This is a genomic window from Bradyrhizobium sp. LLZ17 (genome assembly GCF_041200145.1).
Classification (GTDB): domain Bacteria; phylum Pseudomonadota; class Alphaproteobacteria; order Rhizobiales; family Xanthobacteraceae; genus Bradyrhizobium.
Genome location: NZ_CP165734.1, coordinates 220679 through 246360, shown reverse-complemented (window position 1 = coordinate 246360; position 25682 = coordinate 220679). Strand labels below are relative to the sequence as shown.

At 63.9% G+C, this 25682-nt stretch carries 18 protein-coding genes and 5 pseudogenes; 9 read left to right on the top strand and 14 right to left on the bottom strand.

Annotation, left to right across the window (positions count from 1 at the left end):
- Positions 1-65: 65 nt before the first annotated feature.
- The 5 genes and pseudogenes from AB8Z38_RS01080 to fliL all read right to left on the bottom strand — a co-directional run bounded on the left by AB8Z38_RS01080 (position 66) and on the right by fliL (position 6890).
- A pseudogene (locus AB8Z38_RS01080) lies at positions 66-3853 on the bottom strand (tetratricopeptide repeat protein).
- Positions 3854-3956: 103 nt separating this feature from the next.
- Positions 3957-4715 (bottom strand): MotE family protein, encoded by a 759-nt coding sequence (locus AB8Z38_RS01075; RefSeq protein WP_369722669.1) that lies wholly within the window; start codon positions 4713-4715, stop codon positions 3957-3959.
- Between the two features lie 9 nt (positions 4716-4724).
- Complete coding sequence (locus tag AB8Z38_RS01070; protein ID WP_369722668.1) at positions 4725-5171, bottom strand: DUF6468 domain-containing protein; 447 nt, start codon at positions 5169-5171, stop codon at positions 4725-4727.
- A complete protein-coding gene (fliM, locus tag AB8Z38_RS01065; protein WP_369722667.1) occupies positions 5168-6370 on the bottom strand; it encodes a flagellar motor switch protein FliM in 1203 nt (400 codons plus the stop codon). Before fliM ends, AB8Z38_RS01070 begins: the two co-directional genes overlap by 4 nt.
- A 19-nt stretch (positions 6371-6389) precedes the next feature.
- Positions 6390-6890 carry a flagellar basal body-associated protein FliL gene (gene fliL / locus AB8Z38_RS01060; protein WP_369722666.1) on the bottom strand — a complete coding sequence of 167 codons (501 nt, stop codon included), beginning with the start codon at positions 6888-6890 and terminating at the stop codon, positions 6390-6392.
- A gap of 383 nt (positions 6891-7273) precedes the next feature.
- On the opposite strand from fliL, the pseudogene flgF reads away from it, so the two are divergent.
- The 4 genes and pseudogenes from flgF (at position 7274) to flgH (ending at position 10742) form a co-directional block, all read left to right on the top strand.
- Positions 7274-8034, top strand: a pseudogene (gene flgF, locus AB8Z38_RS01055) (flagellar basal-body rod protein FlgF).
- A 16-nt stretch (positions 8035-8050) separates the two neighbouring features.
- The gene (gene flgG / locus AB8Z38_RS01050; RefSeq protein WP_369722665.1) at positions 8051-8839 is read left to right on the top strand and encodes a flagellar basal-body rod protein FlgG; all 789 of its coding nucleotides are present in this window, start codon (positions 8051-8053) and stop codon (positions 8837-8839) included.
- A 7-nt stretch (positions 8840-8846) separates the two neighbouring features.
- On the top strand, positions 8847-9971 hold the full coding sequence (gene flgA, locus AB8Z38_RS01045) for a flagellar basal body P-ring formation chaperone FlgA (RefSeq protein ID WP_369722664.1): 1125 nt from the start codon (positions 8847-8849) through the stop codon (positions 9969-9971).
- 3 nt (positions 9972-9974) lie between these two features.
- The gene (flgH, locus tag AB8Z38_RS01040) at positions 9975-10742 is read left to right on the top strand and encodes a flagellar basal body L-ring protein FlgH (protein ID WP_369722663.1); all 768 of its coding nucleotides are present in this window, start codon (positions 9975-9977) and stop codon (positions 10740-10742) included.
- 222 nt (positions 10743-10964) lie between these two features.
- On the opposite strand, the pseudogene AB8Z38_RS01035 reads toward flgH, so the two are convergent.
- The 3 genes and pseudogenes from AB8Z38_RS01035 to AB8Z38_RS01025 form a co-directional block, all read right to left on the bottom strand.
- Positions 10965-11743, bottom strand: a pseudogene (locus AB8Z38_RS01035) (2-keto-4-pentenoate hydratase).
- A gap of 535 nt (positions 11744-12278) precedes the next feature.
- Positions 12279-12644 (bottom strand): RNA polymerase-binding protein DksA, encoded by a 366-nt coding sequence (dksA, locus tag AB8Z38_RS01030; RefSeq protein WP_008554760.1) that lies wholly within the window; start codon positions 12642-12644, stop codon positions 12279-12281.
- Positions 12645-12868: 224 nt separating this feature from the next.
- Positions 12869-13480: an NAD(P)-dependent oxidoreductase gene (locus tag AB8Z38_RS01025; protein WP_369722660.1), complete on the bottom strand. Its 612-nt coding sequence runs from the start codon at positions 13478-13480 to the stop codon at positions 12869-12871.
- 134 nt (positions 13481-13614) lie between these two features.
- Here AB8Z38_RS01025 and AB8Z38_RS01020 point away from each other — a divergent pair.
- Positions 13615-13987: pseudogene (locus AB8Z38_RS01020) on the top strand (winged helix-turn-helix transcriptional regulator).
- A 36-nt stretch (positions 13988-14023) separates the two neighbouring features.
- Here the strand turns inward: AB8Z38_RS01020 and AB8Z38_RS01015 are convergent.
- Positions 14024-14437, bottom strand: coding sequence for a flagellar assembly protein FliX (locus tag AB8Z38_RS01015; protein ID WP_369722659.1), 414 nt, complete (start codon positions 14435-14437; stop codon positions 14024-14026).
- A 269-nt stretch (positions 14438-14706) separates the two neighbouring features.
- On the opposite strand from AB8Z38_RS01015, the gene AB8Z38_RS01010 reads away from it, so the two are divergent.
- From AB8Z38_RS01010 to AB8Z38_RS00995, 4 genes are all read left to right on the top strand, one after another.
- A complete protein-coding gene (locus tag AB8Z38_RS01010; RefSeq protein WP_369722658.1) occupies positions 14707-15831 on the top strand; it encodes a flagellar basal body P-ring protein FlgI in 1125 nt (374 codons plus the stop codon).
- Entirely contained in the window at positions 15831-16199 is a 369-nt protein-coding gene (flgJ, locus tag AB8Z38_RS01005; protein WP_369722657.1) for a flagellar assembly peptidoglycan hydrolase FlgJ, read from the top strand. Before AB8Z38_RS01010 ends, flgJ begins: the two co-directional genes overlap by 1 nt.
- An 11-nt stretch (positions 16200-16210) precedes the next feature.
- Positions 16211-16708 (top strand): hypothetical protein, encoded by a 498-nt coding sequence (locus AB8Z38_RS01000; protein ID WP_369722656.1) that lies wholly within the window; start codon positions 16211-16213, stop codon positions 16706-16708.
- A gap of 160 nt (positions 16709-16868) precedes the next feature.
- The gene (locus tag AB8Z38_RS00995) at positions 16869-17228 is read left to right on the top strand and encodes a hypothetical protein (RefSeq protein WP_369722655.1); all 360 of its coding nucleotides are present in this window, start codon (positions 16869-16871) and stop codon (positions 17226-17228) included.
- Between the two features lie 3 nt (positions 17229-17231).
- Here AB8Z38_RS00995 and AB8Z38_RS00990 read toward each other — a convergent pair whose 3' ends face one another.
- From AB8Z38_RS00990 to AB8Z38_RS00970, 5 genes and pseudogenes are all read right to left on the bottom strand, one after another.
- Entirely contained in the window at positions 17232-17597 is a 366-nt protein-coding gene (locus AB8Z38_RS00990) for a hypothetical protein (RefSeq protein WP_369722654.1), read from the bottom strand.
- A gap of 12 nt (positions 17598-17609) precedes the next feature.
- Positions 17610-17978 carry a flagellar biosynthesis regulator FlaF gene (gene flaF / locus AB8Z38_RS00985; RefSeq protein ID WP_369722653.1) on the bottom strand — a complete coding sequence of 123 codons (369 nt, stop codon included), beginning with the start codon at positions 17976-17978 and terminating at the stop codon, positions 17610-17612.
- 290 nt (positions 17979-18268) lie between these two features.
- Positions 18269-20509 (bottom strand): DUF1522 domain-containing protein, encoded by a 2241-nt coding sequence (locus AB8Z38_RS00980; protein WP_369722652.1) that lies wholly within the window; start codon positions 20507-20509, stop codon positions 18269-18271.
- Between the two features lie 244 nt (positions 20510-20753).
- Positions 20754-22994 (bottom strand): DUF1522 domain-containing protein, encoded by a 2241-nt coding sequence (locus AB8Z38_RS00975; RefSeq protein WP_369722651.1) that lies wholly within the window; start codon positions 22992-22994, stop codon positions 20754-20756.
- A gap of 318 nt (positions 22995-23312) precedes the next feature.
- Positions 23313-25554 (bottom strand): annotated as a pseudogene (locus AB8Z38_RS00970) (DUF1522 domain-containing protein).
- Between the last annotated feature and the right edge of the window lie 128 nt (positions 25555-25682).

The following is a 25682-nucleotide window of genomic DNA, read 5'->3' as shown; positions in this document are numbered from 1 at the left end:
CGCTACGCTCACAATGATGGCGAATGGAGCTGTCTCGGGCCGCGCTTCGCGCGGCGACAGAGATCCTATCGCGTCATCTTGATCTGCCGCACGACGGGAATCGTGGGCAGCGAGCCGGTGTGGTCGGTCTCGTCCTTCGCCTGCGGGGCGGCCGGTGTGCGGGCGGTCGCGTCGGGGAAGCGTTGCTTCATTTCGCGCAGGAAGCCGTCGAGCGTGTCGACACTTGCCGCAAGCTTGGCGATGTCGGCGAATTCGGCGCTGGAGGCGCCTGCCGGCTTGCTCGCGATGTCGAAGGCGAGCCGGTCGGCGCTCTCGCTCATCAAGGGTGCGTATTTCTCCCGGAAGCGCGACAGCCCGATCGCGTCGTCGGCGAGCGCGTAACCAACGGCGGCACGGATGATATCGCTCTTCTCCACCGCGTTCAGCGGCTTGAAATCGCGAAAGCGCTCGCCGTAATAGAGCTCGATCTGCTCGGCGGATTCGCGCCAGCGTCGCGCCGCCCAGAAGATGTCGGATCGCAGCCGTAGCACCTCGCGGCCCGAGACATTGGAAACGATATCGAGCGCAAGATCGTGGCGGCCAACGTCGCTCTGCGCGCGTGCTTCCAGCAGCAGGCGCTGCTGTCGCAATTCGCCGGAGAGATCGCTGATGCGGCTCGCGCGCAGCGCCGTGATCGCCATGTCCGGCTTGCGGTTAGCGAGGTAGATCATGGAAAGCCGCGCGGCGACCTGCGCGCGCGCGGCGCCTTCGAGGCGGTGGTCGACCTGATATTGCAGCAGCTCGGCAGCCTGGTCGAGCAGATCGATCGAGGCGAGGCGATCGGCAAGACGGCGGATCAGCTCGTCGCCGCGGCGGCCGATCGGCGTCAGCTCGCGGAATTCGTAGAACATTCCGAGCGCCTCGACCGGCGGCAGCTCGTCGCCCTTCGGCCCCAGGAAGATCTGCGTGAACAGATCCGAGGCGAGGTCCTGCGCCTGACGCGAGGCGTCGGCGTTCGGCTGCAGCTTGGTCGCAGTGCGCGCAGCCGTGAGCGCATCGCGGTAACGCCCGTTCTCCGAGTACATCTGCGACAGCATCTGGAGCGTCTTGACCTCGATCGAATCGCCGCGCCAGGTCATCGACAGCGTCTCGAGCTCGCGCAGGGCATCTTCCTTGCTGATCTCGTCGCGCTTCTGCCGTAGCGCGATTTCGAGCTGCTTGGCTTCAGCCGCCGCCGGCCGGTCCTTCGAGGCGACCGCGAAGTTATAGTCGTCGAGCGCGTCCTTGTCGTGGCCGAGCGCCTCGGCCAATCGGCCACGCAGCACTGCAAAGCCGGGCGCGGCTTCAGGCGGTACGCCGACCACCTCGATCTCGCCGCGCCGCTTGGAGGCGCCTGCATAGTCCTTCACCTCGAGCGAGGCGCGCATCGCGTCCATCGTCACGATGCGCTGGATGTCGAGCGGCAAGGAAGCGATGGCGAACTCGACGTTCTTGAACTTTTCGCGCGCGTCCGCCCATTTGCCCTGGCGCGCATAGGCGAGCGCCTTCCAGAGCTGGGAATCGTGGCTGTTGCCGATCACGGGATTGGCGAGATCCTTCAGGCCCTGCGCCGGCCGGCCGACGAGGATACTCGCGATCGCATGCATGATCAGTGCGCCGCTCTCCTCCTTGTTGAGGGGATCGCCCAGCATCACTTCGCTCACGGCCTTGGCTTCTTGATACATCGCGCGCGACATATAGAACTGCGCAAGATCGAGCCGCGGCAGCGAGCGCTGCGCTGGCTCGACGGCCGAAATCGCCGTGATCAGCTCGCTCTGACGGGTCCAGAAGTCTTCCGACTGGCCCTTGCGCCAGCCATCCGGATTGAAGACCGGCCGCACCGCGGTCGGCGCCCGCTCGGCGGAGACGTCGACCGGCGACAGCGTCAGGCCGCCCTTCTTGCCGAGAATGACCTTGTCGGATCCGACCTCGACGCCGATCTCGTCGGAATTCGGCCGGATCGCGATGCCGTGCGCAGATTCCAGCAGCGAGAGGTCGACGAGATCCTGCCGCTTGATGAAGCCGCGCACCGGGCGCGGTCCCGTGACGACGTAGAGCGTGTCGCCGGCGTCGGGATCGGTGAGCTTGTGCAGGAGGCCCGGATTGGCAAAGGGGATCGCGATATTGGCGAGCGCTGGATCGGTGATGTTGCGCGACATCATTAGCGGCAGCGGCGTCGCCTGGATCTTGTCGGCCAGCGTGAGCAGCCAGTTGGTCTCCTTGCCGACCTCCTCGCTCGTCAGCGAATAGACCAGCGGACGGGTGAGACGGATGCGTACCGCCTGCCCCTTGTCGAGCGGCATGCGGCTGACTTCGCCGATCATCGCGCCGCCTCTGGCGCGGATCGCCTCGACGTCGATCGGCTTCTGCGAGTCGAACACCAGCCACACGGTGTCACCGCGGCGGAACGCCGCCGCAGGCGTGGCGACCTGGAGCGGGAACGTCACGCGCAGGCCGTCGCTGTCGCGGCGCGCATCGACGCTCGCCGCAGCAGGCGCTGGCGCGGCTTGAGCCTCGGCAGGTGCAGCCTTGGGAGCTTCCCTGATGATTTCCCTGGTTTCCTTGACAGCCTCCTTGGGCTCTTCCTTGACCGGCTCCTCGCGGCGTCCCTCACGGCCTCCTTGGGCCCTTCGGCCAGCGCGGGCATGGCCGGCTTGGCGGGAGCGACAGGTGCAGCCGCTTCCATTGCCGGCGGCGCGGGCTTGGGCGCTTCCGCAGCGTGCGCGGCTTCGGTCGCAGGTGCGGCGGGTGCCGGCCCAGATTTCGGCGCTTCGGGAAGCGGCGCTGCTGCGGCAGCTTCCGGCTTCGCCTCGGGCTTGACATCGATCCTGGCTTCGCGCGCGATCGTTTCCGACGTCGGCGGCGTGATCTCGCCGTGCGCGTCCTTCGGCTTGCCGGCCGTCGGCTTTTCCGCGACCGGTGCCGGTCCGTGACCGCCAGACTTGGCCTGCGCAATCGCGGCCTCAGGCGTGGCGGCAAGCTTGCCCTTGTCGGGTTGGAAGGAGATGTCGACGACGTAATTCTTCTCGTCGCGGAACGAGTGCACGTCTGAGTCGCCGATCAACGCCATCTCGACGCTGGTCTGGTCGATATCGGCCTTCTGCTTGATCGAGGCGACATTGGGGGGCGCGGCGACGACCGCATCCGCAAGGTCGAAACTGAGATTGGCGTTGAAGGCGAGCGTGAGCTTCTGCTCGTTGAGCACGGAGGAAACGCCGACGCCGTCAGGCATCTCGAACACGAAGCGCACGAAGGTCGGCTGCACCGAGGCGCGCACGCGGATCTGCGGACGCTTTTTGCTCTCGGCGGCGGCGCGCTGGGCGCGCAGCGCACGCTCGGCGACGCGGGCGCGCTCGGCCAGCTCTTTCACCACGTCCATCGGCAGGCTCGGCGGCGGCCCCTTCCAGCCCTCCGGCAGCAGGTCGACGAAGGTGCGCTCGCCGGCATTCATGGTGTTGACGGTGACGCGCCGCGCCAGCGACAGCCGGATCGCGCCGCCATCCGGATCGCGCCGGGCGGAGTTGACGTAATCGGGCCCGCCTTCCGGCACGCGATCGACGGGAACGTCGACAGGCCGATCGAAACGGATGATGAGGATGGAGCCGGCGGTCGTCACCTCGGAGGGAACGTCCTCACCGAGCTTGATGACGAGACGGGCAAAGCCGCCGCTGGCCGAAAAACTCGCCTCGCCCCGGATCGGATCGGCCGCGCGGGCGGCACCAACGCCGATCAGGAGGCAGGCCGCCAGCGCCGGTACGCTGCGGACATGACGCGCCAGCCCCAGCGCCAGGGCGCGGGCTCGCGACAACAATCCAGCGGCAGCCTCTCGCGCCATTGGCGGCATTTTCTTCCGGTTCGGCGGTCCATGCCGGCACTGGCGCCGGCCCGTACCGTCGACTGTAGATTTTGCCAATTAAGGACTTCTTAAGTATGAGCCCTCAATTTGGCTTTTGGGTCGGCTTGCCCTCGATCTTCGGGAGTTCGCCGGCCGAGGCGGACTGATCCCCGCCGCCGTTTGCACGGCGCGCCATCTCGACTGTCAGCCGCTCGGCCGCCTCGGGCGACATCAGACCCAGGATGTCGGACATCTTTCGCGGCGCGATCTGGCTGGCGATCTCGATCAGCACGCCCATTTCGAGCCGATCGAACACCCGCGCGGCATCCTTGGGCTTCATGCCCTCATAGGTGGTGATGAGGCCCTTCATGCGCTGGGCCTCGGCTGCCTTCTGCTCGGCCTGCGTAGCGGAGATCCGCGATTCCACCGCCTTGATCTCCTCGGCCTTGTTTTCGATGCGCTTCTCGGCCGACTTCAGCAGGCTCTCGCGGATGTCGATCTCGCGCTGGCGGGCTTCGATCTCCTGGCGGCGCGACTGCAACCGTTCCAGGATCGCGCGTTCGGAAGCCGAAATCTGCGGCTGGGTTTCCTCGACCTTGACCATGGTGCCCTCGGGCTTGGATTCGGGGGCGGATGCCTTCGGTGCCTCCGGCGCGCCATGGGTCGAGCCGGTGATATCAGGATCCTCCCGCCCGGTCGGGAAGTTCAGATTTTCCTGTGCCCAGGACTTCTTCACATTGTTCGGCTGGTAGTCGAAGACATAGCCGCCATTGATCACCAGGCCCGCGATCTTCAGCGTGGCGAGACCCGCGACCGCAACCAGGACGACCGGAATGACTCGGATGTTACGAAAGGACTTCATATCCCGACTTTATGCGGCAAGACCGTTGGACCTTCGGCGCTCGGAGAAGGCTTCGGCCGCCGCCGCGACCGCCTTCGCCGCGGATGGCTTGGCTGCGGGTGCGGCCGCGATTTCCGGATTCGTCACAGGGCGCGCGGCGATCGCGATCTTGGAGAGGCGGCGAACCACGTTGTCGGCTTCGCCGAGCTGCTTGTAGAGCTGCTCGGACATCTGCGTGGCGGCAGCAAGCTGGCTGCCGAGATTCTCGTTGACGTCGCGTACCGCCAGCTTCAGCCCGCCGATCGCGCGCTCGGCGATCTCGGTCGCGGTGATCAGCTCGCCGATCACCGCCTTCAGCGAATGCTCGTCCGCCTTCAGCCGCGTCAGCCGCTTGTTGAGCAGGATACAGTAGCCGATCGTGAGCATCAGCAGGATGGCCACCAGCGTCTCGATCGCCATTCCTAGAGAGTGGTTCATGGGGCCTCCATCAGCTTGTTCTGTTCGTCCACCTTCTCGAACATCGCAAGTGTCGTACTTGGCTTGCGCAAGGGTTTCGTCACGCGGATCGCGACGCGATCGCCGACCCGGCCCATGCGTCCTTCGGTGATCATGACGTCGCCGCAACGCACAGTGACGTTGGCATCCGCGCGGATGTCCAGCGGCAGCGTGTCGCCGACCTTCAGCCGCATCAGCTGCTTGAGCGGAATGTCGGCCTCGTAGAGCACGGCATCGACCGCGATCTCGGCCTGGGCGATCTCGGTGGCGAAATGGCCTTCCCAGATCGGGTCGCGGCCGAATTTTTCGCCCATGAACATCTGGAGCAGGACGCCCCGGATCGGCTCGATCGTCGCATAAGGCAGCAACAGCTCGATGTTGCCGCCGCGATCTTCCATGTCGATGCGCAGACGCACCAGGATGGCGGCGTTGGCGGGACGGCTGATCGCAGCGAAACGCGGATTGGTCTCGAGCCGGTCGATCGTGAAAGTCACCGGCGACAGCGGCCGGAATGCCTGCTCCGCATCGGTCAGGACCACCTCGACCAACCGCTTGACCAGCTCGGTCTCGATGGTGGTGTAGGGCCGTCCCTCGATGCGAAGCTGGCTCGAGCCGCGGCGACCACCGAGCAGCACGTCAATGATCGAATAGATCAGGCTGGAATCGACCGTCGCCATGCCGAAATTGTCCCACTCCTCGGCCTTGAACACCGAGAGCACGGCGGGCAGCGGGATCGAGTTCATGTAGTCGCCGAAGCGCACCGAGGTGATGCGGTCGAGCGAGACTTCGACGTTATCGGAGGTGAAGTTGCGCAAGCTTGTCGTCAGCAACCGCACCAGGCGGTCGAAGACGATTTCGAGCATCGGCAGACGCTCGTAGGAGACCATCGCCGAATCGATGATCGCGCGAATGCCGGAATGGTCGTCGAGCGTGACGTCGCCGACGGTGAAGCCGAGGAGATTGTCGATCTCCTCCTGCGACAGCACCCGCTCGCCGGAGTTCTTGCCGTTACCGAGATCGCGGCTGCCGTCCTCGACCATGGCCGCCCATTGCAGGGCCATGGTCTCGGATAGTTCGTTTTCGGCAGCAGCCTTTGCGGCCTCCGCGGGGTCCTCGGAATCGAGCGAGGCCTCCCATTGGGCGGCAATTGCATCCTGGTCCGGTTGGTCGTTGCCTGCCATGATCCCTAGCCCACCATGCTCACTGGATCACGACTTCCTTGAACAGCACCGCGCTGACCTGGACCGGCGCGACCGCCGCGTTGACGCGCTTGGTCAGCTCTTCCTTGAGGCGAAAGATGCCGGCGGAGCCGTTGAGGTCGGAGGAGCGCAGCTCGCGCACATAGGTCTGGAAGATGTCGGTGATGCGCGGCATCGTCGGCTTGATCGCCTCGATCTGCTTCTCTTCCTTCAGCTCCAGCACGATCTTCAGTTTCAGATATTGCACGCGCTCGCCGGGCGCGCCGGCGAGGTTGACCATCATGTCAGGCACGTCGATGAAGGCCGGCGGCTTCGGCGGGGGCGCGGCGTCGGCATGGTGTTCATCGTCGCCGTGGCGGAAGAAGAAGAACCAGGTCGCGGCGCCGCCACCGAGGACGGCGAGCAAGCCCACGGCCATGATGATGAGCTTGAGCTTGTTCTTCGGCGGAGCGGCTTCCGCGCCATCAGCGGCTGCCCCGCCTTCCGCTTCATTCTCTGCCATGGTCGGTAGTGCTCGCTCATCTCAAAAAGGGTCGAAAGAGCGAAGCCTCCTGGCAGACAATAACGCGATACAAATGCCCCAGCGCAAAGCGCTCCTCTTACATGCAAACGCTACGGTAATAATGGTTAACGGAACCTTTCGATTGAGCCGGCACTAGGAAAAATCTGCCGGGCAAACATGACTAACAGAACCTTTCTGCCCCCGCCAAACGACTCTGAAAAATAGTCAAGCCGTTGTAATGGCGTGGTTTTACGTGTTGGCACGGCTTTCGCTGAGAGAGGACCGAGACCGCTGGTTTGGGAGAACCGGATGGTCTCGTTCACGAGGTCCGCCAAGGCGCTTGGGAGAGCGAGCTGGCAGATCTCACTCAGGGGAGATTTCCGATGCAGAACGCGCTTCTGATCGGCCTGTCACGGCAGATGACGTTGGAGCGGCAGATGGATGTCATCGCCAACAACGTCGCCAACGTTAACACCAACGGCTTCAAGGCCGACCATTCGCTGTTCGAGGAGTTTCTGAACTCGAACGCGCACGAGGACAATTTCATCAGCTCCGACCGCCGGGTGTCCTACGTGCAGGACCGCGGCACCTACCGCGATGTCGGCCCCGGGCCGATGGAGCCGACCAACAATCCGCTCGACATGGCGATCAACGGCAACGCCTTTTTCGCGGTGCAGGCCAATGGCGGCGAGCGTTACACCCGCGACGGCAAATTCTCGCTCAACAACACCGGCCAGTTGGTCACCTCGACGGCAACCTCGTGCTCGGCACTGCCGGTCCGATCACCTTCCAGCCGACCGACCATGACATCAACATCGCCCCCGACGGTACCGTCACGGTGCTCGAAGGCTCCGCAAAAACCGATCCGATCCGCGGCAAGGTCCGCATGGTGTCGTTCGATGATCCGGCCAAGCTGACCAAGCTCGGCGCCAATCTCTACGACGTCGGCTCCGCCAACCAGCAGGCCGACACCAAATCCATCGTGCAACAGGGCTACATCGAGAAGTCGAACGTGAATTCGGTCGGCGAGATGAGCCACATGGTCGAGGTGATGCGCAGCTATACCGCCGTCGCCAACCTGCTCCAGCAGCAAAGCGACCTCCACAAATCGGCAATCGAAAAACTCGCCGACGTTCCGGCCTGATTGAGGGAGAACTGATATGCAGGCGCTTCACACCGCAGCGACCGGAATGGCGGCACAGGAACTCAACGTTCAGGTGATCTCCAACAACATCGCCAACCTCCGCACCACCGGCTTCAAGAAGCAGACGGCGGCGTTCCAGGACCTGATCTACGAGCACGTCCGCCGCGTCGGCGCGCAGGCTTCGGACCAGGGCACCATCGTGCCGGTCGGCGTCGATATCGGCGGCGGCGTCAAGACCGTCGGCACGCCGCGCAGCATGACGCAGGGCACGCTGTCGCAGACCGGCAACGATCTCGACCTCGCGATCTCAGGCGAAGGCTTCTTCAAGATCCTGATGCCGGACGGCACCTTCCAGTACACCCGCGACGGCACCTTTCAGATGGACAATCAGGGCCGCGTCGTAACCGCCCAGGGCAACCCGGTTCAACCGACCATCACGATCCCGAACAACGCCTCCGGCCTCACGGTGAACGAGCAGGGCCAGGTTTCGGTCACGCTGCCGGGTTCGTCGACCTCGGCCGTCCAGGGCCAGATCGGCCTCACCCGCTTCATCAACAAGGCCGGCCTCCAGCCCGTCGGCAGCAATCAGTTCACCGAGACGCCCTCCTCCGGTCCGCCGCAGGATGGCACTGCGAACTCGGAAGGCTACGGCAAGATCACGCAGGGCAGCCTCGAGCAGGCCAATGTCGACGTCGTCTCGGAAATGAGCGACCTGATCGCGGCCCAGCGCGCCTACGAGATGAACGCCAAGGTGATCAGCGCCGCCGACCAGATGATGCAATCGACCACGGCGCTGTTCCGCTGAGGTGATGATGATGACGCTCCGCACCACGCTCGCCACCATCTCCGCCCTGCTCGCGCTGGCGCTGCCGGCGCAGGCCGCCGACGACGGCATCGCCGCGCCGATGCTGCGCGCCAGCGTCACCGTCACCTCCGACGTGGTGCGGGTCGGCGATCTGATCGACAATGCCGGCTCGGCTGCGCTGATCCCGGTCTACCGCTCGCCCGATCTCGGCACCACCGGCGCGCTGCCGGTCGCCCAGGTGCTCTCGGTGTTGCGCGGAAAACAGGTGATCGGCGTGATGACCGGCGACATCAAGGAGGTGTCGGTCACCCGGCTCGCCCGAACGCTCGCCAGCAAGGACCTGGAAAACGCGGTCGCCACCGCGCTCGAGCGCCGTTTCGGCCTCGGCGAGGCCGCGAATATCAGCGTCACCTTTGACCGTGGCATCTCGGACATGCGGCTCGATGCCGCCAACACCGGCGCGCTCCAGCCGGTCGCGACCCGCTATGACGCCCGCAGCGGCCGTTTCGATATCACCTTCGAGATCAATAACGACAACAATCCGGTACCGACCAAGCTGCGCTTCGCCGGCACCGCGATCGAGACTGTCGAGGTCGCCGTCCTGACGCGCGACATTGAACGCACCGAGATGCTGAAATCCTCCGACGTCGCGCAGGAGCGCAGGCCCCGGGCCGAAGTAACCGGCGAGCCCGCCACGCGCGAGCGCGCGGTCGGCATGCAACTTCGCCGGCCGATGCGGGCGGGCATGCCGATCCGCGTCGCCGACATCGCCAAACCCGAATTCGTGCAGCGCGACCAGAGCGTCACCATCATCTACCGGGTGCCCGGCCTCTATCTCACCACGCGCGGCAAGGCCGCCGAGAGCGGCGCCGAAGGCGACACCATCAGCGTGCTCAATGTCCAGACCAAGCGCACGCTGACCGGAACTGTCACCGGCCGCGGCCAGGTCACGGTGCAAGGCGCGAGCCAGGCCACACCGACGGCGCCTGCCGTCGAGCCGGCCGACCAGACCTCGTCGCTGCAGCGGGAGACGCCGGTACCGGCGGCCCCAGCAGCGGTGTCGCCGACCAAGGTTTCGCAAGCCCAGATTCCGCCAGCCCAGTTCCTGCAAGCTCAAGCAAAGTCAGAGTAAGTCATGTCCGCTTTCAGTTCGGCTTCCCGTCTTCGTCGCGTCGCGCTCTCCGGTCTGTTGCTGGCCACTTGCGCGCTGGCGAGCGGCTGCTCCTCGATCGATCGCCTGTCGCAGATCGGCGAGCAGCCAAAATTGTCGGCCATCGACAATCCGACGACGCAACCCGGTTACAAGCCGGTACAAATGCCGATGCCGAAGCCGGAAGTCGCCTCCTACAATCCGAACTCGCTGTGGCGCAACGGCAGCCGCGCCTTCTTCAAGGACCAGCGCGCCCATCAGGTCGGCGACCTCCTGACGGTAGCCGTGAACATCACCGACAAGGCCAATATCGAGAACGACACCCAGCGCAGCCGTACCAACAAGGAAGATTCCGGGATTACCGACTTCATCGGTGCCAAGACGTTGGGAGCGCAGGCGCAGAAGGTCCTGCCCGGCCGTATCCTCACCGCCGACTCGACCGCGTCGAGCGAGGGCAAGGGAAGCGTCGATCGCAAGGAAGCCTTGCAGACCAACGTCGCCGCGGTCGTGACCCAGGTGCTGCCGAACGGCAATCTCGTGGTCGAAGGCAAGCAGGAGATCCGCGTCAATTACGAGATCCGCGAGCTCATCGTCGCCGGCATCGTCCGCCCCGAGGACATCCAGAGCGACAACACCATCGATTCCACCAAGATCGCGCAGGCCCGCATCGCCTACGGCGGCCGCGGCCAGATCATGGACGTGCAGCAGCCGCGCTACGGCCAGCAAGTCATGGACGTGCTGCTGCCCTTCTAGCCTTTCTGCAAGAGCTCCCACATCGTGTTCGCGAACCTAGGCGCGAGCGACGATGTACGACGCGGCCTCCGGTAGCTCCCCTGCCGGAGGCCGCATGTTTCTTACCATGGTGCGGCACAACCTCCGTCATTGCGAGCGTCGCGAAGCAATCCAGACTGCATCCGCGGAAAGACTCTGGATTTGCTTCGTCGCAAGGGCTCCTCGCAATGACGGCGGGGCAGGTCAGGTGAACTCCGCCTCGACCGTCCCCAGCCCATCGAGTTCCATCCGCACCTTGTCGCCGGCCTTCAGCCACAACGTCTTGACCAGACCCCGGTCAGCACGAGTTGGCCCGCGTGCAGGCCCTTGCCCTCGGCGGCGAGATGGTTGGCGAGCCAGGCGAGTGCGTTGTGGGGATGGCCGAGCACGTCCGCACCGGTGCCCTGGCTCACCTCTTCACCATTGACGATGGCGCGGCCTTTAACGGCCTTCAGGTCCGGCACCGCCGAGCGCGGGATCGAGGGACCGAGCACGCAGCCGGCGGCGAAGAAATCATCCGCGATCAGTGTCGGCGCGCCCATCATCTCCCATTTCACGTAGCGGTCGTCGACGATCTCGATCGCGGGCTGATAGGCCTCGACGGCTTCGCCGACCCATTCAGCCGTGAACGGCGCCTCGCCGGCGGCGAGGTCGCGCTTCAGCCGGACCGCGATCTCGCATTCGACGCCGACGCGGACATAGTCGGCAGCCGTGAGCTCCACGCCGCTGTCGTGAACACCCTTCTGGAACACGCCGCCGCCGCAGGGATGCGGGATTCCGATATAGTCCTGCATCACCTGGCTGGTGCAGCCGATCTTGTAGCCGACCAGTGGCCCGACATACGGCAGCAGGAGATCGTGCAGCGCGCGCTGGACCTGGTAGCCTTCCGCCTCGTCGGCTGGCGGAACCTCCAGCGCCGCAAGCGGCGCATGGTTCCGCCGCGCCAGCGCGATCGCCTTTGCGGCTGCGAGAATTTTGTCCATCGGCGCCGCCTCCCACGCTACGCGATCATGCGCGACAGTGGAGCATCCCCGCCCAGGCCTGACAAGCGCGGGCCGCGGATGGCCTTGCGTCTTCACCAGGCAAGCCGGAGACCCCGATGCCGCGCTCGTCTCTCGTCTCCCGCGCAACAATCGCCCGCAAACGCAGACGCCGGCGTTTAAGGAAATGTTGAGCTGGTCGAAGCTTTATGGAGGCGCGCAGCTTGCAGCCTTGCAGGTGACGCGAGAGGCGTGATTGCAGCGATGCTTGATGCTGCTCGATCAGCGCTTCAACAGCAGAGTCGATCTCGTTGATGCGACTCGCAAAACCTTCCCCACCCGAAGTGAAGGCTGTTTCTCATGTGAACTCACGTGAGCTCGGAGGAATAGACTCCATGTTATTGATCCCGATTCACATTTCGCGATTGCACGCGTGAGCTGACGCGCGCCGCTGCACGCGGCAGGCAACATGCGGAGCACGGCGCGAAGCGGCGCCTTGAGCCCAAAAACAAAGAGCCGCATCGCTGCGGCTCGGCCTCTATTCGTCGCGATAGACCTTCTCGCGTTTCTCGTGGCGCTCCTGCGCTTCCACCGAGAGCGTCGCGATGGGCCGGGCCTCGAGCCGCTTCAACGAGATCGGCTCGCCGGTATCCTCGCAATAGCCGTAGGTGTTGTCCTCGATGCGCTGGAGCGCGGCGTCGATCTTGGCGATCAACTTGCGCTGGCGGTCGCGGGCGCGGAGTTCGATGGCGCGGTCGGTTTCGGACGATGCCCGATCGGCGAGATCGGGGTGGTTCACGTTCTCCTCCTGCAAGGCTTGCAGGGTGAGCTTGGACTCTTTGAGGATCTCATCCTTCCAGGCGAGGAGCTTCAAACGGAAGTACTCCTTCTGCCGGTCGTTCATGAAAGGCTCTTTTTCGGTCGGTCGGTAGTTTTTCAACTTTTCCAAGGGCAGCCCATCTTCTGAAGCAACGACTCGTGAACGGAACGAAGTCCGTTGAGCCGGGGCTTATATAGCGACCTCCCGTGACAGACAATATTTCCTTAATCGCTGGGTTACCGCCCCCAAACCCTTGCACCGGAAGGTTTATCCGGCAGACCCCGGGGGCGGCCAAGAACTCGCAAAACTCAGTAGCCTACCGTGAAACGCTGCCTCGGATGAGCCGGCCGCTCGATTTCGTCGGCCACTGCAATGGCGTAGTCGGCGAAGCTGACCCAGCTCTTCCCGCTCGCATCTGCGAGAAGCTGGTCGGTCCCGAGCCGGAACTTGCCAGTCCGTTCGCCCTCGACGAACAGCGCCGATGGCGAGATGAAGGTCCAGTTCAGGTCCTTTTCCTGCCGCAGCAGGTCGAGAAACGCAGAGCCCGCCTCGGCCTCGGCCTTGTATTGGGCCGGAAAACCGGGGGTTGTGACCAGCTTCACGCCGGGGGCGACCTCCAAGCTGCCGGCCCCACCGACGACGAGATAACGTCCAACTCCGGAGGCCCTGGCGGCTCCAATTAGCTTGTGCGCGTCGCTGGCCAGAAAGTGCACGGAACTCACTGCGACATCGTGCCCGGCCCATAGCTTCGTGAGGCCTGTCTGATCGAGCACGTCGCCCTTGGTCGGCGTGACGTTCGGCAGGCCTGCGACCTTCTCGGGGTTCCGGGCGATGGCGGTGACGCTATGGCCGCGACGGGCCAGTTCCTTGGTGATCTCCGACCCGGCCCGGCCCGACGCACCGGCAACTGCGATTTTCATGGAAGGCTCCTTTGCTTCTAAAGTAACTATCAGTTACTAGATATCTCAAAGAATGCTGGTGTTAAGAGAGCACTTTGTGTTTACCTGATTACGCGGGAGTAACCGGCAAGCGGTACGGAGCAGGAGGAGCGGAGATGAAACCCAACGTCTATGCAGCAGAGTGTCCAACGCGCCAGATCCTCGATCGCGTCGGGGATAAATGGGCGGTGCTGATCCTGTTGCTGTTGCGCGAGGAGTCAATGCGGTTCAATCAGTTGCGCCGCACGATTGAAGGTATCTCGCAGAAGATGCTGAGCCAGGTTCTCAAGTCGCTCGAACGCGACGGCCTGATCAAGCGCCACGCCATCGCGACCGTGCCGGTGACGGTGGAATATTCCATCACCCAGCTCGGGGTGACGCTCGCCAGCGCCGTCGATCCGCTGCGCGATTGGGCCGAGCAGAATCTGAAAGACGTGCTCGCCGCCCAGCGCCGCTACGATCTCGCAGCAGAAGGAAGAAGCGGCGTAAGGCAGCTCCGCGCGCGCTGCACGGATCGGATGACGATCAGGCCTGGCCGGCCTTGGCGAGTTCGACCTCGACGCGCAACTCGATCTCGGAGAGGACGGAATCGAGGCCGGGATCGCCGGATGACGATTTCAGATTCGCCGCGGCATCCCGCAACCGCGTGACTGTGGATGCGTCGAGATTGCCGGACAAAAGTCCCATCTTGAGATCGTCGAGGACGTCGAGCGCGGTCTTGCCGCGGGTCACCGAGCGCTTGCGGCGCTCGACCGGATCTTCCTCGATGCCTTGCAGGGCGAGCAGCGCGTCGATGTTCGCGGCCGCCTTCGGCGCTGCTGCCGCCCGCGTCTCCTGTGCCGAGGACGTCTCGGGCAACACGAACGTGCCGGAGCTCGTCCGTCTGGCCTGGTTGGCCGGCGCTCCAAGCGTGGTGCCGTTCGGTCCGTAGATGCGCATCGAAGCAATCCGGGTGATCGATACCGTCACCTTCGCCGTTTTATGGTTAACGAGGCGTAAACAGCCCGGCAAAATCTGCCGAGAGGCGGCAGTTTCGCTCCTCAGGGCGAACGCATCTTGGCACCGATCGAAATAGATTTATTCAACCTGATCAACCGCCTAACCCCACTGCCCCGCGTTGGCACAGCGCTCGCAAGGAAAGCGTCGGACCAGCTCGTCATGGGAGTGTCGAGACGGTCCGAGATTTGAGGAGCCTCGGGGAGCAGAGGATGCCAGGCGTTCGTTGGTTGAGGATTTTGGGAGTGGCCTGCGCCGCGCTGTCAGCGCTGACGCTCTCGGTCGCGTCCGCAAGTGCGACCTCGCGCATCAAGGATCTCGCCAATATCGAAGGCGTGCGGCAGAACCAGCTGATCGGCTACGGCCTCGTCGTCGGCCTCAATGGCACGGGCGACACCCTCAACAACATCCCCTTCACCAAGCAGTCGCTGCAAGCGATGCTCGAGCGCATGGGCGTCAATATCCGCGGCGCCACCATCCGCACCGGCAACGTCGCCGCCGTAATGGTGACCGGCAACCTGCCGGCGTTCTCCACCCAGGGCACACGCATGGACGTTACGGTGTCCGCGCTCGGCGATGCCAAGGATCTGCGCGGCGGCACCCTGCTGGTCACTCCCCTGCTCGGCGCCGACGGCAACGTCTACGCGGTGGCACAAGGCTCGCTGGCGATCTCCGGCTTCCAGGCCGAAGGCGAAGCGGCCAAGATCGTGCGCGGCGTGCCGACGGTCGGGCGCATCGCCAACGGCGCCATCATCGAGCGCGAGATCGAGTTCGCGCTCAATCGCCTGCCGAACGTGCGGCTCGCATTGCGCAATGCCGACTTCACCACCGCCAAGCGCATCGCGGCCGCGATCAACGACTATCTCGGCGTCAAGAGCGCCGAGCCGATCGATCCCTCCACGGTACAGCTGTCGGTTCCGCCGGAGTTCAAGGGCAATGTGGTCGCCTTCCTCACCGAGATCGAGCAGCTCCAAGTCGATCCTGATCTCGCCGCCAAGATCGTCATCGACGAGCGTTCCGGCATTATCGTGATGGGCCGCGACGTCCGCGTCGCCACCGTCGCGGTCGCCCAGGGCAATCTCACGGTGACGATTTCCGAGAGCCCGCAGGTGAGCCAGCCCAATCCGCTGTCGCGGGGACGGACCGTGGTCACCCCGCGCTCCAGCGTGGGCGTGACCGAGGACGGCAAGAAATTCGCCGTCGTCAAGGACGGCGTCTCGCTCCAGCAGCTCGTCGACGGCCTCAACGGCCTTGGCATCGGCCCCCGCGACCTCATCAGCATTCTGCAGGCGATCAAGGCCGCGGGCGCGATCGAAGCCGACATCGAGGTGATGTGATGCAGGCCGGCTTGATCAACACCGCACACCTCGCGACCTCTTCCGCCTTCTCGGTAGAGAGTCGCAACGGCCGGCCCGACTTCGAGCTCGCGGCCGCGCTTCAGAAGGTCTCGCCGCAGCAGCAGGCGAAGGCGCAAAAGACGTCGACCGATTTCGAGGCGATGTTCCTCAACAGCATGTTCTCGCAGATGACGTCAAGCCTGAAGGGCGAAGGGCCGTTCGGCGACACGCCGGGCACCGGTGTGTGGCGCTCGATGCTGACCGAGCAATATTCCAAGAACTTCGCCAAAGCCGGCGGCGTCGGCGTCGCGAGCGAAGTCTACCGCACCCTGATCATGCAGCAGGCGAAAACCATCCGCACGGCATAAGGTCAAACGACATGAACCAATTCAACGCGTCACGTCGACCGATGCAAGCGCAGCGCCCAAGCACCGCGCCCGGCAGCGCCGAGGCACGCAAGCTTGCCGAGGATCTGATGGACGCGATGAGCGCCCTGCTCGGCCTGATCGAGCGCGAGACCGAACTCGTGCGTGCCGGCAAGGTTCGTGAAGCGATGACGCTCGAGAGCAAGAAGCAGGAGCTGTCGCGGAACTATGTCGGGGCCGTCAGCCGGCTGAAGGCGAGCCAGGATCAGCTCGCGAAATCCGCGCCCGAACTCCTCTCGACCCTGCACCGGCACCACGACGCCTTCCGCGCCATGCTCCAGGTCAACCTCACCGTGCTCGCGACGGCGCATGCGGTCTCCGAAAGCGTCGTCCGCGGCGTCAATGCCGAGATCCAGAAGCGCAACGTGCCGAACACCTATACCGCGGCGGGACGTCGCGCCACGCCGGGCCCGCGCCATATCACTCCGCTCGCGGTCAGCCGCTCGCTCTGAGCGTACGCAGGCAACAAGCTGCAATTTTACGAAAAACCGCGCGGCGATGTCGTCGCGCGGTTAGGCACGTTTCCTTACCGGGTCTTCAATCCTGGTGTTCCATGGTTGCTTATTGAGAGGGGTTGGGATTTGACTCACGCGAGGCAACCAGGAGGCTGCCATGAGTACAGATTTCAGCATCAGGCCGGTGGGGATACCGGCCCCTGCGCAGATCGTAACGACGTCGAATGCGGCGGCGAACGAGGCCGTGCAAACTGATTTGCCGGTGAGCCAGACGGTCGCCGCGAGCGATACGAGCGCGGCTGTGCGCAATGATCTGCAAAGCAACGAGAACATCTCGCGCCAAGTCGTGTTCGATCAGGCGGCCGCATCCTTCGTCTTCCAGATCCTCAACGAAAAGACCGACGCGGTGGTCAACCAGTTTCCGGACGACGCAATGCTGCGGCGGCGGGCTTATTTCCATGCACTGGATTTGAAGTCCGAGCCCTCGCGCCCGCTCAACACGGACCTCAGTGCCTGATCATCAGGTCTGGAGCGTGGCCTGCGCCGTATCGAGATAGGTCGAGCCGGTCGCGGGATCGGTCACGACGTTCTTGATCTCCGCCTTGCCGACATTGGTCAGCGTAAACTTCGTATTGCCGAAGCGGAACGAGAAGTCCTTGATCAGGACCTGCTGATACTGCGATGTATCGCCGCTCTGGTAGTGAATCTGGGCGCGAAAGCCGTCAACGTTCGAAATGCCGAGCGAGAACGTCTTGCCGTCCGGATATTTGCCGGTCCATGTGCCCTTATAGAGCGTCGGATCGACGGCCACATATTTGGTCTTGCTCGGAACCGACGTGACGGCCGACTTGTACGCGGTCGACAGGATGCTCATCAGGTCGGCCACGGCAACTCTCCGTCAGGGACGTCCGGACAGGCCGGCGGCGATATTGCGGTTGATCTCGATCAGCGGACGGAAGTGATCGAACTGCGGGCTCATCTGGAGCGCCGCGGTCTGGCTCAGCACGAACACGCTGATGTTGGCGATCTTCTGCCGGACTTCAATGGGCTGGGGATTGGTGTCGCGCATCGCTTCGCTGAGGAAGATGGTCCAGAGCTTGCGATTGAACATCAGGGCGTGCCTGGTCTCTTCGCTGAGCGGGTCGGCATTGTTGACGGCGTCCTGCAGCTTGTTCGCGGCCTTGAGCAGCGTCTGCGCCTCGACGTCGCGAGGAGATGCAGTGGTCGTCGCAACGCGCGCGTAAGCCGAGGCAGCGGAATTCGACATCAATCACACCCTGGAGGTTTCCTAGCCCGTTGAACAGGCTTAAGGATTTCTTTCCCAACCCTAGGCAGCACCGCTTAAGATTTGCTTACGTGAGAGAGTGGAAGCGCTCCGGACAATTACGGGGCACGGATTCTTTCTCACTTCAAAGCTAGATGCGAGTGCGTGCGCTGTAAACGATCGCATTCATCATGCGCTGATCTGAGCTAATCTTGTCTTAGCGATCTCGCTAAAAGAACGGCGGGGCATTAGCCCCGCCGCGATGTGTCGACTAGCGATTCTGCGCTGCGATATTAGCGGAGCAGTTGCAGCACACTCTGCTGCGACTGGTTGGCGAGCGAGAGCGCGGAGACCGCGATCGATTGACGGGTCGACAGCGCCTGGCTGTTGGCCGCTTCCTCGTTGGTGTCGGCGAGCGTCAGGTTCGACGAGCCGGTCTGCAGCACGTTGATCAGGTTCTTGGAGAAGTCCTGACGTACCTGCACGATCGACAGGTTGGAGCCGAGCGCGGAGCCTTCCGACCGCAACGTGCTCGAGGCTGCGTTCAAGCTGGTGAGCACCTTGTTGGTAGCGCCGTTGTCGATGAAGTCGACGCCGGTGACGAGATTGCTCAGGCCGAGGCCCGCCGCGTTGAAGACCACGCCGTTGATGCCGAGCGTGGAGCTGCCCGTCTCGTTGAAGATCAGCTTCAACGTATCGCCGTTGAGCAGGTTGACGCCGTTGAACGAGGAGTCCTGCGAAGTCGTGTCGATCTGCGCCAGGATGTTGTTGAACTGGCTGACTAGGTTGGAGCGCGCCGTCTGCGCCACAGGATCCTGGATCGGCGGCTGCGCGGTGGTGAACGCAACCGTGCCAGTAATCGTGCCTCCGACCACGCCGCCGGCGGCCACGGAGCCGAGTGTCGACGACGCGTACTCGTTGACGGTGGTGATCGTGAGCACACCGTTCGCGTCGATCGTCGCCGTCAGATGGTTGGCCTGAAGCTGGTTGTTGAGCTGGTCGAGCGTCTTGACCGTGCCATTGGTGCCGTCACCGAAGGTGACGTTCACGGGCGTGCCACTGTTGAAGGAGGTGAAGGTCAGGGTCTTGCCGGAGATGCTGCCCGCGCCCGGCGCGCGACCCGCGGTGAAGGCCGTGCCGGTGCCGGTCGGACCGGTGAGACCGAATGAGGACAGCGCGTTGCCCGTTCCGGTGATCGACAAATCTGCCGCCGTGCCGGTGCTGAGCTTGAGAGCGCCGTTGACCACCGACGATAGCGACGAGCCGGGCGCGGCAACCACGGCGGCGCCGCTGACGATGCCGGCACCCGACGCCAGATCGATCGCGTTCAGCGAGTCCTGAACGCTGCCGCCCTGGAGGTAGACGACGGAGTTGCCGTTATTGTCCGTCACGATGCTGCCGATCTTGGTCGAGCCCGCGGGGGCGGCGGCAGGCGCGGCCGCATTCTTGAAGGTGACGGTCTTGCCGTCCACGTTCAGCGTCGAGCCGTCATCAACGAGCGTGCCCAGCGTCGCCGAGGTCGTCAGGCGCGCCTTGGTAACGGTGACATTACCGGAGCCGGTCGCGGTGGTCAGGCCGAGCGCCTTCAGCAAGTCGGATTTGCCGGTGATGCTCAGGTCGGCGCCTGTTCCGGTCGTGAGGGTCAGAACACCTCCCGCGATGGCTGCGTTAGTGCCCGACGAATTCGACAGCGTTGCCGTGCCGGCGGTGATTGCGGCCTTTTGCACGCCGCTCGCCAGGTCGATCGCATTCAGAACGTCCTGAACCGTTCCGGTCGGGGCAGCTGTGGTACCGATGTAAACGGTCGAGTTGCCGTTGCCGTCAGTGACGACATTGCCGCTGAAGCCGGAGCCGGCGGGAACGCTGGCCGCTGCAGGCACGTTGCCAGCCCTGAACGTGATCGTCTTGCCGTTGACGACAAGCACGTCCCCATCCGATGGCGCGCCGTTCGCGGCGATCGTGGTCGCACTGGGCGCACCGGCCAAAGTGAGACCCGCAGCAAGGCTTGCGGCCGTGCCGGCGCCGTCGGGAGCAGCCGTTCCCGTCAGTGGCTGCGAGATGCCACCGAGGGTGATCGCGCTTGTAATCGCGTGCGTACCGCCGGCAGTACCGTCGGTGACGACATTGCCGGTTGCAGTTGTGTATGTATAGCTCGTCGTGCCGCGAAGATCGGCTGGCGATGCGCCGGGGATCGTGGTCGAGATGTTCGACTTTGTCGAGTAACCGACCGTGGTCTGAAGCGCTTGGTTGGCAATCGACTTGGCGCTGTCGATCAGCTTTTGCAGCGAGGTGATGCCAGTGTTGGCTGCCTGGAGAACCTGCACCCCGTTGTTGATGCCATCGAGCAGATTGCTGATGTCGCTCGCCCGGTTGTCCAGCCCCTGCGCGGTGAAGAAATTGGTAGGGTTGTCGAGCGCGGTGTTGACCTTCTTGCCGGTCGAGAGGCGCTGCTGCGTCGTAGCCAGCAGATCGGCCGTCGATTGCAGCGACAACAGGTTCTGGCGAACCGACGCCGAGAGAACGATGTTGGACATTGGCAGGTCTTCCTCTTGAACCGGGTAACGAATCGGGGCTCGCCGATCTGGAAAGCGGGCTTTCGTCCAGTTTTAGGGGCTGTCCTTTAAAGTATGGTTAACGGCGGTTTAAGGGATAGGGTTAATGCCGGGTTAGCGCCCCTCCTCCGCCCAGCGCGCGGGATCTATACGGTCCGTGCGAACGCAAAAAAGCGGCGAGGCCGAAGCCCCGCCGCCGTTTTAGTACAGCTATTTCAGTCGGTTATTAGCGGAGCAGCTGGAGCACGCTCTGCTGCGATTGGTTGGCCAGCGACAGTGCGGAGACCGCGATGGACTGGCGGGTCGACAGTGCCTGGCTGTTGGCGGCTTCCTCGTTGGTGTCGGCCAGCGTCAGGTTGGACGACCCGGTCTGGAGCACGTTGATCAGGTTCTTGTTGAAGTCCTGACGCACCTGCACCACGGAGAGGTTCGAACCCAGGCTTGAACCTTCCGAGCGCAGCGTGCTCGAAGCTGAGTTGAGGCTGTTGAGCACTTTGTTGGTCGCCGAGTTGTCGATGAAATCGGTGCCCTGCAACAGCGCGGCCAGACCCAGACCTTTGGAGTTGAAGGTCACGCCGGTGATGTTCAGGGTGGACTTGGCGGTCTCGTCGAACACCAGCTTGAGCTGGTCGCCGTTGAGCAGGTTGACACCATTGAACGAGGAGTCCACCGACGTCGTGTCGATCTGCGACAGGATATTGTTGTACTGAGAGACAAGGTTGGAACGGGCCGCTTGTGCCACCCCGTCAACCGTCGGCGTCGTTGCGTTCGACCAGGTCAGCGCAGTCGTGATCGTGCCCCCGATAGCGCCGCCGGCAGCGGCCGAACCGATCGTCGACGATGCGTACTCGTTGGTCGTCGAGATCGTGAGCAGGCCATTCGCGTCAATGGTTGCCGCGAGATTGTTGGCCTGAAGAGCCGTGTTGAGCTGATCGAGGGTCTTGACCGTACCATTGGTGCCGTCCCCGAACGTGACGTTGACCGCCGTACCGCCGTTGAAGGAAGCGAAGGTCAAGGTCTTGCCCGAGATGCTGCCGGCCGCGGGCGTGCGGCTCGCCGTGAAAGCGGTGCCGGTGCCGGTCGAACCGGTGAGACCGAGCGATGATAGCGCATTTCCGGAGCCGGTGATCGTCAGATCCGAATTCGCGCCGGTCGAGATGTGCAGCGAACCGGCAACCAGGGAGGAGTTGGTTTGACCGGTTGCCGTGCTCAGGGTCGCCGTACCGCTGGCGTTCGATGCGGTCTGCACGCCAGTGGCGAGGTCGACCGCCTTCAGCACGTCGGCGATCGAGGCCTGGTTGAGGTAGACCGTCGAATTGCCGCTGCCGTCGGTGACAATGTTGCCGCTCACGCCCGAGCCGCTCGCAACCTGTGCTGCGGCGGGGGTTCCACCGTTCTTGAACGTGATGACCTTGCCGTCGACGTTCAGGGTCGAACCATCCTGCACGAACGAGCCGAGGCTGCCCGAGGCAGTGACGCGGGCCGCCGTGACCGTGGCACTACCCGTGCCGGTCGCGGTGGTCAGCCCGAGAGCCTTCAGGATGTCTGCCTTGCCCGATACGCTCAGATCCGCGCCGGTCGAGCTCTTGAGCAGCAACGCACCGCTGCCGTTGACGCTCGAGGCGGTCTGGCCGGTGTTTGCCGTCAACGTGCCCGCGACATTGCTCTGCACACCGCTGGCAACATCGATCGCGGTCAGCACGTCGCCGATCGAGGCCTTCGTCGTCGAACCGAGATAGACCAGCGAGTTGCCGCTCGCGTCCGTGAACACATTGCCGGTGGTCACGCCGGCCGAAGCCGCGATCTGGGTGTAACCCGTCGGCGCAGTCGTCGGAGCATCGCCGGAGGCAAAAGTAACGGTCTTGCCGTCGACTGTGAACGTATCGCCCGCGACAACACCGGCATTGGCGTCACCGGCAGCCGCACCGTTCAAGAGCTTGGCGGCAGTCGTCGCCGCGTTGATCGCGGTGCCCGTATAGGTCGCCACGGCCGTTGCACCCAGCGTGGTTCCTGAAACCGCCGCCGTGGCGCCGCCGGCTGCGCCGGAGAACAGCACGTTGGAGAGCGCGGTCGCGCTCGAATAGGTCGTGGTGCCGCGCAGGTCGGAGGAGGTCGCACCCGCGATGGTGGTCGAGACGTTGGACTTGGTCGAGTAGCCGACCGTGGTCTGCAGCGCCTGGTTGGCGATCGACTTGGCGCTGTCGAGCAGCTTCGACAGGGAAGTGATGCCGGTGTTGGCGGCCTCGAGCACCTGCACGCCGTTGGCGATGCCATCGAGCAGGTTGTTGATGTCGCTGGCGCGGTTGTCGAGCGACTGTGCCGTGAAGAAGTTGGTGGGGTTGTCGAGCGCCGAGTTCACCTTCTTGCCAGTCGACAGACGGGACTGGGTGGTGGCGAGCAGGTCGGCGGTGGACTGGAGAGACAGCAGGTTCTGACGAACCGACGCAGAGAGAACGATACCGGACATAACTCTTACCCTTCTGGTTTACGCGTCTTCGTTCGATCGCAATGGATCGAGTGACGAGCACAGCCTGCGCGAACATGGCTAACAAAGGGTGAAACACGCGTCGCCGGTATAAGCCTCGGTTCACCATGAACCCATGGTGCACGTTGCGAGCGCCGGAAATCACACTGAATTCGTTGGCGGTTTTTTGCGCTTACGCTTCATTAACCATAACCGACGGTTACTTTTCGGAGCTCGATCGAAGACGCTCAAAGCGCTCGCGCAAAAAGCGGCGGGGCCGAAGCCCCGCCGCCTTGTCAGGTTTTTGATGTCTGCCGCGATTTAGCGGAGCAGCTGGAGCACGCTCTGCTGCGACTGGTTGGCCAGCGACAGTGCGGAGACCGCGATGGACTGGCGGGTCGACAGTGCCTGGCTGTTGGCGGCTTCCTCGTTGGTGTCGGCCAGCGTCAGGTTGGACGACCCGGTCTGGAGCACGTTGATCAGGTTCTTGTTGAAGTCCTGACGCACCTGCACCACGGAGAGGTTCGAACCGAGCGTGGAGGCTTCCGAACGCAGCGGTGCTCGAGGCCGTGTTCAGGTTGGTGAGCACCTTGTTGGTCGAGGAGTTGTCGATGAAGTCCGTACCCTGCACCAGGCCGGCCAGACCCAGACCCTTCGAGTTGAAGGTCACGCCGGTGATGTTCAGGTTGGACTTGCCGGTCTCGTCGAACACCAGCTTGAGCTGGTCGCCGTTGAGCAGGTTGACACCATTGAAGGAAGCATCCAGCGAAGTCGTGTCGATCTGCGTCAGGATGTTGTTGTACTGGGACACCAGGTTGGTACGGGTGGCCTGAGCAACAGCATCAGCAACCGGAGCGGTGGGATTCGACCATGTCAAGGCAGTCGTGAGCGTGCCCCCGATGGTACCGCCAGCGGTGGCAGATCCGAGTGTCGAGGACGCGTAGTCGTTGGTCGCTGAGACCGTCAGCAGGCCATTGGCGTCGATCGTGGCCGACAGGTTGTTGGCCTGAAGAGCCGTGTTGAGCTGATCGAGCGTCTTGACCGTGCCGCCGGTGCCGTCGCCGAAGGTGACGTTGACCGCCGTACCGCCGTTGAAGGAGGAGAAGGTCAAGGTCTTGCCCGAGACGCCGCCGGACGCAGCGGCGCGGCTCGCCGTGAAAGCGGTGCCGGTGCCGGTCGAACCGGTGAGACCGAGCGAGGACAGCGCGTTCCCGGTGCCGGTGATGGACAGATCCGAATTCGCGCCGGTCGAGATGTGCAGCGAACCGGCAACCAGGGAGGAGTTGGTTTGACCGGTTGCCGTGCTCAGGGTCGCCGTACCGCTGGCGTTCGATGCGGTCTGCACGCCAGTGGCGAGGTCGACCGCCTTCAGCACGTCGGCGATCGAGGCCTGGTTGAGGTAGACCGTCGAATTGCCGCTGCCGTCGGTGACAATGTTGCCGCTCACGCCCGAGCCGCTCGCAACCTGTGCTGCGGCGGGGGTTCCACCGTTCTTGAACGTGATGGTCTTGCCGTTGACGTTCAGGGTCGAACCATCCTGCACGAACGAGCCGAGGCTGCCCGAGGCAGTGACGCGGGCCGCCGTGACCGTGGCACTACCCGTGCCGGTCGCGGTGGTCAGCCCGAGAGCCTTCAGGATGTCTGCCTTGCCCGATACGCTCAGATCCGCGCCGGTCGAGCTCTTGAGCAGCAACGCACCGCTGCCGTTGACGCTCGAGGCGGTCTGGCCGGTGTTTGCCGTCAACGTGCCCGCGACATTGCTCTGCACACCGCTGGCAACATCGATCGCGGTCAGCACGTCGCCGATCGAGGCCTTCGTCGTCGAACCGAGATAGACCAGCGAGTTGCCGCTCGCATCCGTGAACACATTGCCGGTGGTCACGCCGGCCGAAGCCGCGATCTGGGTGTAACCCGTCGGCGCAGTCGTCGGAGCATCGCCGGAGGCAAAAGTAACGGTCTTGCCGTCGACTGTGAACGTATCGCCCGCGACAACACCGGCATTGGCGTCACCGGCAGCCGCACCGTTCAAGAGCTTGGCGGCAGTCGTCGCCGCGTTGATCGCGGTGCCCGTATAGGTCGCCACGGCCGTTGCACCCAGCGTGGTTCCTGAAACCGCCGCCGTGACGCCGCCGGCTGCGCCGGAGAACAGCACGTTGGAGAGCGCGGTCGCGCTCGAATAGGTCGTGGTGCCGCGCAGGTCGGTGGAGGTCGCACCCGCGATGGTGGTCGAGACGTTGGACTTGGTCGAGTAGCCGACCGTGGTCTGCAGCGCCTGGTTGGCGATCGACTTGGCGCTGTCGAGCAGCTTCTGCAGCGAGGTGATGCCGGTGTTGGCGGCCTGCAGCACCTGCACGCCGTTGGCGATGCCATCGAGCAGGTTGTTGATGTCGCTGGCGCGGTTGTCGAGCGACTGTGCCGTGAAGAAGTTGGTGGGGTTGTCGAGCGCCGAGTTCACCTTCTTGCCAGTCGACAGACGGGACTGGGTGGTGGCGAGCAGGTCGGCGGTGGACTGGAGGGAGAGCAGGTTCTGGCGAACCGAGGAGGAGAGAACGATACCGGACATACTGTTACCTTTCTGGTAGCTACGCGTCCTGTCTGACCAAGATCGATCAAACGACGGGCCGCACGGTGCGTCCAAGCCTCTAACAATCCGTGAAATGAAACCGCCGGTTTGTCCGCGTCGCGCCCAAA

Bases quoted from the DNA above. Each gene is read 5' to 3' on its own strand.
- AB8Z38_RS01075 (WP_369722669.1), bottom strand. From the start codon at position 4,715: ATGAAGTCCTTTCGTAACATCCGAGTCATTCCGGTCGTCCTGGTTGCG.
- AB8Z38_RS01070 (WP_369722668.1), bottom strand. From the start codon at position 5,171: ATGAACCACTCTCTAGGAATGGCGATCGAGACGCTGGTGGCCATCCTG.
- fliM (WP_369722667.1), bottom strand. From the start codon at position 6,370: ATGGCAGGCAACGACCAACCGGACCAGGATGCAATTGCCGCCCAATGG.
- fliL (WP_369722666.1), bottom strand. From the start codon at position 6,890: ATGGCAGAGAATGAAGCGGAAGGCGGGGCAGCCGCTGATGGCGCGGAA.
- flgG (WP_369722665.1), top strand. From the start codon at position 8,051: ATGCAGGCGCTTCACACCGCAGCGACCGGAATGGCGGCACAGGAACTC.
- flgA (WP_369722664.1), top strand. From the start codon at position 8,847: ATGATGACGCTCCGCACCACGCTCGCCACCATCTCCGCCCTGCTCGCG.
- flgH (WP_369722663.1), top strand. From the start codon at position 9,975: ATGTCCGCTTTCAGTTCGGCTTCCCGTCTTCGTCGCGTCGCGCTCTCC.
- dksA (WP_008554760.1), bottom strand. From the start codon at position 12,644: ATGAACGACCGGCAGAAGGAGTACTTCCGTTTGAAGCTCCTCGCCTGG.
- AB8Z38_RS01025 (WP_369722660.1), bottom strand. From the start codon at position 13,480: ATGAAAATCGCAGTTGCCGGTGCGTCGGGCCGGGCCGGGTCGGAGATC.
- AB8Z38_RS01015 (WP_369722659.1), bottom strand. From the start codon at position 14,437: ATGCGCATCTACGGACCGAACGGCACCACGCTTGGAGCGCCGGCCAAC.
- AB8Z38_RS01010 (WP_369722658.1), top strand. From the start codon at position 14,707: ATGCCAGGCGTTCGTTGGTTGAGGATTTTGGGAGTGGCCTGCGCCGCG.
- flgJ (WP_369722657.1), top strand. From the start codon at position 15,831: ATGCAGGCCGGCTTGATCAACACCGCACACCTCGCGACCTCTTCCGCC.
- AB8Z38_RS01000 (WP_369722656.1), top strand. From the start codon at position 16,211: ATGAACCAATTCAACGCGTCACGTCGACCGATGCAAGCGCAGCGCCCA.
- AB8Z38_RS00995 (WP_369722655.1), top strand. From the start codon at position 16,869: ATGAGTACAGATTTCAGCATCAGGCCGGTGGGGATACCGGCCCCTGCG.
- flaF (WP_369722653.1), bottom strand. From the start codon at position 17,978: ATGTCGAATTCCGCTGCCTCGGCTTACGCGCGCGTTGCGACGACCACT.
- AB8Z38_RS00980 (WP_369722652.1), bottom strand. From the start codon at position 20,509: ATGTCCAACATCGTTCTCTCGGCGTCGGTTCGCCAGAACCTGTTGTCG.
- AB8Z38_RS00975 (WP_369722651.1), bottom strand. From the start codon at position 22,994: ATGTCCGGTATCGTTCTCTCTGCGTCGGTTCGTCAGAACCTGCTGTCT.